We start from the raw sequence: 11,084 nt of genomic DNA on the forward strand, positions 1-11,084 counted from the left end.
GATGGCAAAAGTACCAAATCCACTGGAGCCCACAAAAGGGGCTGGCACGACACTTTGGGTATACACAGGAACTGATGACCCAACCAAGGACCCGTATCTTGATACGGGCTTTACTCGATTAGCTAGAATCAAATCACTAGAGCCGGGTGAAATTACGGCGGCAAGTGAAGATGATAGTTATCTTGATGATCCTAACGGTGACTGGGAAAACACCACTCAAGGTGAAAAATCTTCTGGTGAAACCAGCGTTACTCTTGCTTGGTTGCCGGGTGAGGAAGGACAAAAAGACCTTGTTAAATGGTTTGATGAGGGTTTACCGCGCTTTTACAAAATCCTGTACCCAAATGGCACCCTTGATTTATTTAAGGGCTGGATTAGCGGCCTAGGTAAATCCATTCCAATCAAAGAAACCATGACCCGAACAGTGAAGATTAAGAACACTGGCCGACCAACCATGGCAGAAGAAATTCCACCAAAACCAGCGGGTAAAACGGTTACTCAACCAAAAGAGTAATAAGCATTTTAAATCAATCATATAGCCACAGGAACGTGGCTTTTTTATATGTATTTCACCCTGTGTCACGCCCGACACACATAAACCAAAGAACCTTTCAGGATGAGCCTTGAGGATAACCAGTAGTGGAATGGTTAACCCTCTTTGGGCTGGTTACTCCTGGGCGCAAGGTTCATCTCTAAAAGGAACTAACTAATGACTAAAACAACAGTTATCCCTGAATTTAATTTCCAAAAGATGGTTATGGCATCTGATGGACAGGTGTTCACAACCAGTAAAAAGATTGCTGATTACTTTGGCAAGCGGCACGACAACGTCTTGCGTAAAATTAGACAGGTTAGGGATGAGTGCCCCGACAACTTTGCCCAACTCAATTTTGAGGAGGCTGATTTTATTGATAAAAATGGCGATATACAGCCAATGTACAAGTTATCCAAAGACGGATATATGCTTTTGGTGATGGGCTTTACAGGCAAAGCAGCAATGCTTATTAAGATAAAATTTATTCAGGCATTTAACTGGATGGCAGAGCAAATTAGTCGCTGGAAAGAATTAGGCGAAGAAGCTCAGCATCGCCATGCTCTGAAAGCTGCAAAGTCAGAGTTAAAAGGTCGGTTAGGTAGTCAGTTAATGAACGGGCGAAAGAAGGAGAAAAAAGCGTTGCAGTTGGAATATGAGCAAATACTTTCTCTTACTCAGCCCAAGTTATTATTTTTAGATGAATAGGTCGCTCAGCGGCCTTTTTTAATTTTAACGAAAAGGTATCGATATGTTTTTAAAGAAAAAAGAAATCACTATTTGTGATGTAACTATTGCTGTTTCTGAATTAACCGCATTGCAACGTGCAGAGTATTTTGAGCTTTTAGTTCAGCAAAACAATGAAACTGCAAACCTTGAAGATCATGCGCGTGTTGCAAAATTAAATCGCCATGGTGTTGAGCAGCTAGCATGGGTAGTTTCTCGCTCTATCTGGAATACAGACAGAAATCGTGATGTTGAAACTATCTATCAGGAAATTCTTGATAGTTGGGGAGAATCGGCACTGAAAAGTGCGTTTGATATCGTCTCTGAGCTAAGCGGCATGACCAGCAAAGATAGCGATTCGAATAATGTTGACGAGCAAAAGGTCGAATCACTGGAAAAGTAGTTGCGCGTGAACGAGTGTTTGCTTTGCGACTTGCGCGTGAATTTGGGCGACCTGACTGGCGGCGAATGCTAGATGAAATCAGTGCTTCAGAGTATAGCGATTGGACCGACCATTTTAGCAAAGTACCGTTCACGCCACAGCTTATCGATGCAGAATTTGCAGCATTGCAACAGACTGTATTTCAAACCATGTTTGGTGGTGATACAGAATTAACCGACTTTATGTTGCTAACTGATATTGAGTCAGATGATAGCGAAATGTCAGACGAAGCTATTCAGTTAGCAAGCGAAGGAATATCCGGGGGAGTGCGGTATGAGCCAGCAAATAGCGGATCTTGAGATTAAGATTGGCGCCAATACCACAGAATTTTTTGAAAAATCAGGTCGAGTAGAGCGGGAGCTAGAGAAGAAAGCGCGGGATGACATACGATTCGCAAAAATAGTCCAAAACGCACGTGACGTGATTGATAAAAGAAACTCAGAGAAACTTAGAAATCAATCCAATCAAACAAAGCTACTCGAAAATGAGGCTATGTCAGCAAAGCAGAGAGCTCTTGAGTCACTGCGGGTGCTTCAGAAAGAAACGGCTAAATTTTCTAGTTTACACATTAAAACCATAACTGAATTAGAGCGAAAAAATAGCGAAGCATTTACATTCCTACCAGATCTTACTGAGCAATACTCTGCTCAACTTAATCATCTCGAAAGACAAAAGGCGTCACTCAACGAAATAATAGCTCTTCGTCACAGAATCGACAAATCGTTTAAAGATGGTGCACTGACGCGTGATGACAATACAGCACTACAATCAAGAGCTATCGGTATATCAAGAGAGCTTGAACAGGCAGAAAATAGCGCAACACAAGCCAAGCAGCGCTTTATTAATAAGTTAAAAGAACAGGTCATACAGCAAAACCTGTCACGCACTGAAATGCTTCGATTGAAAGCTGCTCAACTTGGCGTATCGAGTTCGGCGGATATTTATATTCGTAAGTTGGAAAAGCAAAATAGTGTCATGAAAGGAGTTACTTTAACTTCTGGACAGTATCGGCAAGCGATGCGACAGCTACCGATGCAAATGACCGATATTGTCACCTCTTTGGCTTCTGGCATGCCGCCGTGGTTAGTGGCAGTTCAGCAGGGAGGACAAATTAAAGACTCGTTCGGTGGGTTTGGTAATTCACTAAAAGCGATCACCTCTTTAATCACACCATGGAAAGTAGCCATGTTTGGTGGTGCCGGCGCATTAACGGCATTTGGTGTTGCTGCATACCAGGGTTCTAAAGAGCTTACGGAATATAACAAGCAGCTTATTTTAACTGGGAATTACGCAGCTAAAACCCAAGGTCAGCTTAATGCGCTAGCTAAATCCCTTTCGGGTGATGGTATCACGCAGTACAAAATGGCTGACGCACTGGCACAAGTTGTTGGCTCTGGCTCGTTCGCTGGGGCGCAGGTAGATATGGTTGCTGGTGTTGCTGCGAAAATGGAAAAGGCGACAGGACAATCTATTGATGAGACTATTAAGCAGTTTCAGCGACTTAAAGATCAGCCAGTTCAAGCTGTCATGGAGTTGGATAAGTCTCTTCACTTTTTAACTGCAACGCAACTTGAGCAAATAACCACACTAGAGGAGCAGGGACGTACATCTGAAGCAACCAAACTATCAATGGAGCTTTACTCATCCTCTTTAAATGAAAGAACTAAGCAAATCAGTGAAAATTTAGGAACGTTAGAAACCGCATGGAAGTGGGTTGGTGAAGCGGCTCAAAATGCATGGGATAGAATGCTTAATGTTGGTCGATCTGTTTCTGTACAAGATAAATTAGATGCAAAAGTTCAGCAACTAGTAGCAGCCAGAAAAGAGCTGGAAATTGCTGAGAAAGGGGGAGCGCCTGATACAACAGGGTATGGTATTGGAAGAAATTCAGAGTCTTTTTTAAATCAAAATGCCACAAGAAACTTAGAAGCAAACAAAACGCTAGTTAAAAACTTAACGCTTGAAGTTGAAAATCTGCAAAATCAAATAAGCAATGAGAAATCATTTAATGCAGGTGCGAATGCTATTTCTGCGTTTAATGAAAAAATGAAAAAACAGTTTGAAGCTGATTTGGCGTTAAAAAAGAAGTATGAGACATCAGAGGAAAAGCACCAAAGTGAACTCAAGAGAATTAGAAATGATGAACATGCCTCTCAATCAGCAAAAGAACTGGCTATTCAGCGAGAAAATGAGAGGTACAAGAAAGAGCTAGCGCGCAAAACACCAAAAGGAAAAGCTTACAAGCCAGATATAGGTACTCGGTATGATGAATCATCACAAGCGGAGTTAACCGCTCTACAAGCACAGCTAAGGTTACTCCAACAACACCAAACAGCCACTGATTTTATTAGCCAACAGCGTAAAAATTTTCAGTTAGAACAGGCCAAGTTTGATGTTTTAGAGGAGGCTAGCAAATCCCGTAAATTATCCCTTGATGAACAATCTTTATTAAAAAATAAAGAAGGCATTTTAGCTAATAAGATGAAGTTGGCTGATTTGGGAGACCAGATTTCCAAGCAAGAGCATCTTAATAAACTGCAAGATCAGGCTGATAAATACGTCAAGCAGCAGGAAGCGCGGCAAAAAGCCATCACCGATTCACTGGGCAAATCGTCTTTAGAACTTCAGCGAGCACTAGAAATAGAGCAGTTACGCTCAACCTATGGCAATACACCGCAGTGGGAAAAGGTTGAAGGTGCAAAATTATCTACGTTTGCTCAAGAGGATACTGCAAAGCAAGACTGGATGGCTGGCATGAAAACAGCTTGGGGTGATTATCGGGATGCCGCTTTAGATGCTAATGCACAAATTCAAAGCGTCACATCTGCAACGTTAAATGGATTTAGCTCCACGCTGTCTAGTGTACTGGTAGATGGGCAAGCCAACTTTAAAGACTTCACTAAATCAATTCTGAAAATGTTGGCTGAAATTGCTATAAAAATGAGCATCGTAAAAGGTTTTGAGGCTTTTGGGTTTGGTGGTGTAACCGCGAATGCAAAAGGTGGCGTATACAACTCTCCTGGTCTTAGCGCGTACAGTGGGCAAATTGTTTCACAGCCAACTTTATTCCCATTTGCGCGTGGTGCTGGATTAATGGGCGAGGCTGGGCCAGAGGCAATATTGCCTTTACGCCGAGGTATTGATGGGAAGTTGGGTGTTGTTGCCGCTAGCGGTCGTTCAGGTGGTGAGATAAATCAAACTTTCCAAATTAATATTCAAAATGAAGCTGGCAACGGGGAAATTGGGCCGAATGCAGTTAAAGAAATCTTGAATTTAGTGGAGCAAAAAACGAGACAAGTTATGACGAAAGAGCGTCGTGATGGTGGTTCATTTTCAGCGTAACCATAGTGCAAAGCCCTCCATTGAGGGCTGAATAACGGAGGTTTAATGGAAGTTTTTAACTGGCCTATTAAGCCGGGGATGGGAACGGAATCCTCTCCCCGAATCAGAACTGTTAGTTTTGGTGATGGGTATGAGCAGCGTAAGCCTGATGGATTAAATTCACAGCTTGAAAGATTTAACGTGAACTTATCCCTTACACCTGAAAAAGCTGATGAGGCGCTAGGCTTTTTAAGGCGTCATGGCGGTGTAAAATCATTTCTATTTCAACCTATTAAAAACCAGCCTGCGGTTGTGGTTGTTTGTAAAAAATGGTCTTCAGATGGCGGCAACATCCGTAAAACAATAAGTGCTGAATTTGAAGAGGTGGTTTAATAGGATAATATATGATCTGTTTAGCAATCTAATTTCGTTGAGGTTCTAAAGTGAAGTCATATAAATACATTATCGGTTTTGCAGTTGGCTTTCTATTACTATATTTAGCAATACCCGGCACGAATGAGTCACCAAAAGACAAAGAGAAAAGTAAGGACAGGGACGTTATAAAACTTTGCTGGAAAGATTATGAGAAGAAATCTCTTTCAGCAGAGACCAAGCAACTTATTGCCTCTGTATGTGAAAAGAAAGAGGACGATTTTCTGAAAAAATATGGTGTAAAACCATAATGTCACATCTTTCAAAATAGCCACCTTCGGGTGGTTTTTTTATGGGTAAAATAAATGCAAAACATCCCACCAGAATTGCTTATCGCGACAACTAAGCTTGAGGCAGAAGCAGAAATTATACTTTATGAAATAGACCTAACAAACATAGGTGGAGTTCGGTATCGATTCCACAACGGTACCAATGAATCATCAGGGCCGGTCATTTGGCAAGGCCAAGAATATGAACCTTACCCCATCATGGGGGATGGGTTTGATTTAAATGGCAAAGGCCCATCGACCCGCCCAACTATTTCCTTGTCTAATTTATTTGGCCTAATTTTTGGTATTGCTAGCCGGTTAAATTCAGGGTTGGGAGGCATTGTTATCCGTCGTAAAACAATGGCGCAATTCCTTGATGCAGCTAATTTTGCTGGCGGTAATGACAGTGCAGATCCAACGCAAGAGCAAGTTAGTCGATGGGTGATTGAGCAATTAACCAGTCTCAATGCTGAAAATGCAACATGGGAGCTTGCAGCGCCAACGGAAACAGATGGCGCCACTTTTCCAGCTCGAGTCATTCTTTCTGATGTATGTAATTTTGGCTATCGGTCTGAAGAGTGCGGGTATAAAGGTTTGCCAGTTGCCGATGAACTTGGCAACCCAACACAAGACCCCAGTAAAGACAAATGCGGTAAGCGTTTATCTGACTGTAAGCTGAGAAATAACACGCATCGAATAGGTTGCTTCCTCTCTTCGTCACGTCTTAGTCAATAAGGAGCATTATGCTAGAAAAAACCATTCTGGAACATGCTAAAAGCATGGCGCCACAGGAATCGTGTGGCCTTGTGATTATTCAAGACGGTACTGAGATTTATATCCCTTGTGAAAACCAGCATATCGATCCTGAAAATCATTTTTCAATTGCGGCTGAGGACTATATTCAAGCCAGCCAAATAGGTGAAGTCATCGCGATTGTTCATAGTCACCCCAGTGGCAATCCCTATTTAAGTTCAGCAGATAGAGCGCATCAGTTAAAAACAAATCTCCCCTGGTGGCTGGTTTGCGATGAAAAAATTATCAAGTTTGAGTGCGTACCTAAGTTATTAGGCCGTGAGTTTATTCATGGCTCTACAGATTGTTATGGCCTATTCCGTGACGCTTACCATTTAGCCGGTTGCTCATTGCCAGATTTTGACCGTGAAGACAATTGGTGGCGGCAAGGGAAGGAGCTTTATTTAGATAACTTAGCGGAAAATGGCTTTAAGCAAGTCAAAAGAGACATTCAGCCCGGCGATATCATTTTGTGTTGCTATGCCAGTTCTCGGGCAAATCACGCCGCAATTTATTTAGGGGATCAAGCCATTTTACATCATGTCCCTAACCAACTGAGCAAGCGAGAGGTTTATAACGAAAGATGGCAAAGAATGACTCACTCAATCTGGCGTTACCGCAACTGGCAACCATCCGCTTTTATGGGGATCTGCAACGATTTGGTCGTCGATTCGATTTAAATATTAATACCGCAGCAGAAGGGCTTCATGCCTTATTTCTTCAAATTCCCAACCTTAAACAACAATTCCGTGATGGCTGGTATCAAATTCGCATTAGCGGCTCCGATGTTGATCCCTGCGAATTACATCAGCGTGTCCATGAACCATTGATGGCAAATGCGGTAATTCACATTGTTCCGCGTATCGAAGGTGCAAAAACAGGTGGAGCTTTTCAGTTTATTGCTGGCGCGGCCGTTTTGGCAATTGGGTGGTGGAACCCTGCTGGCTGGAGTTTTGGCGCATCGATGATGCTAGCGGGTGGCGCGATGATGATTGGTGGGGTCGCACAAATGTTAACACCGATACCGAAGCCGGCTAATTTATCGCGCTCTGAAGAAGAAAAGGGAAACACATACTTCAGCAACCTTGAAAATGCTGTCGCACAGGGGATGGCGGTACCTGTTGCATACGGTGAAATTATGTGTGGTTCAAGGGTGATTTCACAGGCAATTGAAATCATGGATGACGGTGAAGCCAAAGATATTGATGTGGGTAAACACGGTGGTAGCGGGGAGACCTAATTATGGGTAAAAATGGAGGCAAGCAACGTACCCCGTACGAAGCGCCTAACGATTTAACGTCAAGACAAAAATTATCAATTATTGATTTAGTGTGTGAAGGACCTATCGAAGGACCGGTTGGAGGTTTAGAAGGGGTTTATCTCAATAATACTCCTGTTATTGACTCTTCGGGCAACAGCAATGTAAATGGTATGACCGCTCAGTGGGTATCAGGTACATTAGAGCAACCAGCTTTAGAGGGGTTTTCTTCATCATCAAGTGAAACCCCTGTCGGTATTGAAATCAAAAAAAGCACCCCCGTAACTCGCACAATAACCTCACGAAATATTGACCGGCTACGCTTAACGTTTGGCACCCAAGCACTGGTTGAGGTTAAAGATAACGGAGATCGTGTTGGTACATCGGTTGAATTGCAAGTTCAGGTGCAACGCAATGGTGCGTGGGTAACAGAAAAAAATGTCACTATCCGTGGCAAGCGGAGCAACTCGCCGTATCTAATGGCTGTCGTCATTGATAAGTTGCCGCCCCCACCTTTTAGTATCCGCATGGTTCGCCTAACGGCAGATAGTAATAGCGATAAACTGCAAAACAACACCATTTGGTCAAGTTACACAGAAATCACAGACATTAATCAAACGTACCCGGGTTCGGCTGTTGCGGGCCTAACGTTTGAAAGTGAACAGTTTGGGAATCAATACCCTACACGTAACTATTTAGTTCGGGGATTAATTGTTCAGGTACCAAACAATTATGATCCTGAAACTCGCACCTATGGTGGAATTTGGGATGGAACGTTTAAGCCTGCATATACCAATAATCCTGCGTGGGTGCTGTACAGCTTATTAACGACGAAGCGATTTGGGCTAGGTAAAAGACTTAAAATAGCTGAAGTTGATAAGTTTGCGCTTTACGTTATTGGTCAATATTGCGACCAATTGGTACCTGATGGCTTCGGTAATAAAGAGCCTCGAGTAACCTGCAATGCTTATATTACTGACATTCGCAAAGCGTATGATTACTTCAGTGATCTATGCTCAATAATGCGAATTATGCCTGTGTGGAACGGGCTACAAATGACATTTGTTCAAGACCGCCATAGTGATGTTGTTTGGCCCTACACAAATGCAAACGTGGTTAATGGTCGTTTTCATTATAGCTTCAGCCCTTTAAAGGCTCGTCATACCGCTATTGAAGTACGCTTTATTGATCCGCAAAATGGGTGGAAAACCAGTGTTGAGCAAATTTCAGATGATGCACTGGTTGCACAGTTTGGCCTTAACGTGCTTCGAGTTGACGCCTTTGGCTGCACAAGTCGCGGACAAGCACGTCGTTATGGTTTATGGATATTATTGACGGAGAAATTAGAGACTCAAACTGTTGAGTTTGAAGTGGGAGCGGAAGGGTTACGTCACACTCCTGGTGATATCATCGAAATTATGGATAACGACTGGGTAGGTGGTGAGGATCCTATTGGCGGCAGGCTTATTGCCATTGATGTGACTCAAAAGGTTTTAACGCTTGATAGAGAAGTAACAAAGCCTAAATCGGGTGTTGCCTTTATTTCGTTAATGAATGCCACTGGGCGTTATGAGCGTGTAAAAGTGACAGGGTACTTGGGTAATCATCAAATCAAGGTTGAATCAATACCCAAAGGTGTCGCCACAAAATCGGTATGGGGTATTAGCCAGCCTGATTTGGCTCGTCGTTTATTTAGAGCGATTACGATTTCAGATAAGGGCGATGGAACCTACGGTGTTATTGCAGTTCAGCATGTCCCCGAAAAAGAGGCTATTGTCGATCAGGGTGTAAAATTTGAACCATTACCAGACACACCACTTGGCGGCTACATTCCCCCAGTTGAAAACCTTTCGGTTGAAGTCAGTGCGGATAGTGACAATTGGCAAGTGGAAGCCAACTGGACAACCGCGACAGCGGTTCGTGGTGTTGATTTTATCCTCAAATTAACCCAAGCAGGGCGTATTGTTGGAACCGCTAAAACACAAGAAAACCGTTATCGAATGGGAAACCTACCACAGGGCAACTACCTGCTTTCTGTGGCACCGCAAAATAAAGATGGACAAAAGGGAGAGCAATCCTCTGTTTCATTTGATATCAACCCACCGCCACCACCGTCTTATATTGATGTTGAACCGGGGTTTTTCAGCTTAGGGATTATCCCGCATGTGGGCGGACAAAATGCGCTGCGCTTGCAGTATGAGTTTTGGTTTTCTGAAAAACAGATCGCCAATATCAATGAAGTTGAGCTATTGGCTGAATACCTTGGCAATGGCACGATGTGGGTTATTCAGGGAAGAAAGCTTAAAGCTGGCCAGACATATTATGTTTATGTCAGAACCGTGAATCCAGTAGGCAAATCGCAGTTTGTTGAAGCCAACGGCAAGCCAGAGGATCGGGCTGATGAAATTTTGGAAGTTATCGGCGATAAGTTTCTCAGTACTGAAGCGGGTCAAGAGCTACAAAAGCAAATCGACTTCAACAAAGACAATCTCACTGATTTAAAAATTGATAGTGACGACTTTAGACAAAAAGTTATCAGTATTGATCGCGAGATAAAAGCTGTTAACGAAGCCGTGATGACTAATACCCAATTCACGACTGAGCTTCACTTCAAACTTAGCGAAACTACCGCGCACGGGAAAGCTGAAATCTTTCGGCTTGAGCAAGTGCAGGCGACTGATAGAGAGTCTCATGCGAAATTTCAGCAGCAAGTCAATTCAGAATTTGAGCATGTGGCAGCGGATGTTTTGAATGTCCAAGAATCATTGGCGAAATCGAATGAAGCCTTTGCGCAACAAATCGGTCAAGTTCGTGCTGATTTGGATGAGACCAATAATGAAGTCGGTACAATCAAAGGGCGAGTGACCACTGTTGAAACTGCGACAGCTGATTTAAAACAAGCGCAAGTGAAGTTTGAACAGTCTACAACCGCACAGTTTGGTGAAATGACCGGCTATATCACTAACATTAATCAAACCATCACTAATCTTGAATTTTCTTTCTCTGAAGCACTGATGCAAACCAATGCACAAGTGAATGAAACGAATTCAGAGCTATTGAAAACGAAAGCAGAAGTGACTCGATTGGCGAGTGCAACAGCAACAAATGAGCAAGCGACAGCAGAATTAGCAGAGAACGTAAAAGCGCAGTATGAGCATTCAGAAGCTGAATTTGTTGATGTGCGTAAATCAATAGCAGAGAAAGACAAAGCTCAATCTGAGCGCACAGAACAAGTGCGTGCAGAGCTTGGCAAAGATATTAACGATAACAAAGATGAGTTATCAAAAACCAATGCGGTAGTGACTCAGCACT

Annotated in this window: 10 protein-coding genes and 1 pseudogene; all 11 read left to right on the plus strand. The window is 43.0% G+C overall.

All coding sequences use genetic code 11. The features are described 5' to 3' along the window. Window position 1 precedes the first annotated feature (1 nt). A pseudogene (locus tag PSF67_RS19840) lies at window positions 2-493 on the plus strand (phage tail tube protein); the annotation flags it as partial. Window positions 494-709: 216 nt separating this feature from the next. Further along, a complete protein-coding gene (locus tag PSF67_RS19845; protein WP_272677527.1) occupies window positions 710-1,240 on the plus strand; it encodes a Rha family transcriptional regulator in 531 nt (176 codons plus the stop codon). Between the two features lie 43 nt (window positions 1,241-1,283). After that, the gene (gene gpG / locus PSF67_RS19850; RefSeq protein ID WP_272677528.1) at window positions 1,284-1,661 is read left to right on the plus strand and encodes a phage tail assembly chaperone G; all 378 of its coding nucleotides are present in this window, start codon (window positions 1,284-1,286) and stop codon (window positions 1,659-1,661) included. A 65-nt stretch (window positions 1,662-1,726) separates the two neighbouring features. Further along, window positions 1,727-1,999 carry a phage tail assembly protein T gene (locus PSF67_RS19855; protein ID WP_272677529.1) on the plus strand — a complete coding sequence of 91 codons (273 nt, stop codon included), beginning with the start codon at window positions 1,727-1,729 and terminating at the stop codon, window positions 1,997-1,999. Next, window positions 1,974-5,042, plus strand: a complete 3,069-nt coding sequence (locus PSF67_RS19860) for a phage tail tape measure protein (protein WP_272677530.1) — start codon at window positions 1,974-1,976, stop codon at window positions 5,040-5,042. Before PSF67_RS19855 ends, PSF67_RS19860 begins: the two co-directional genes overlap by 26 nt. 45 nt (window positions 5,043-5,087) lie before the next feature. Continuing rightward, a complete protein-coding gene (locus PSF67_RS19865) occupies window positions 5,088-5,414 on the plus strand; it encodes a phage tail protein (protein WP_233102450.1) in 327 nt (108 codons plus the stop codon). Window positions 5,415-5,464: 50 nt separating this feature from the next. After that, the gene (locus PSF67_RS19870) at window positions 5,465-5,704 is read left to right on the plus strand and encodes a hypothetical protein (protein ID WP_272677531.1); all 240 of its coding nucleotides are present in this window, start codon (window positions 5,465-5,467) and stop codon (window positions 5,702-5,704) included. A 54-nt stretch (window positions 5,705-5,758) separates the two neighbouring features. Then, window positions 5,759-6,457, plus strand: coding sequence for a phage minor tail protein L (locus tag PSF67_RS19875; RefSeq protein ID WP_272677532.1), 699 nt, complete (start codon window positions 5,759-5,761; stop codon window positions 6,455-6,457). A gap of 8 nt (window positions 6,458-6,465) precedes the next feature. Continuing rightward, complete coding sequence (locus PSF67_RS19880) at window positions 6,466-7,194, plus strand: C40 family peptidase (protein WP_272677533.1); 729 nt, start codon at window positions 6,466-6,468, stop codon at window positions 7,192-7,194. Next, complete coding sequence (locus PSF67_RS19885; RefSeq protein ID WP_198860680.1) at window positions 7,098-7,754, plus strand: tail assembly protein; 657 nt, start codon at window positions 7,098-7,100, stop codon at window positions 7,752-7,754. Before PSF67_RS19880 ends, PSF67_RS19885 begins: the two co-directional genes overlap by 97 nt. A gap of 2 nt (window positions 7,755-7,756) precedes the next feature. After that, window positions 7,757-11,084 (plus strand): host specificity protein J (locus PSF67_RS19890; RefSeq protein WP_272677534.1); only part of this gene is annotated, 3,328 nt, incomplete at its 3' end.

Source organism: Providencia sp. PROV076 (assembly GCF_028483405.1).
GTDB classification, from domain to species: domain Bacteria; phylum Pseudomonadota; class Gammaproteobacteria; order Enterobacterales; family Enterobacteriaceae; genus Providencia; species Providencia huaxiensis.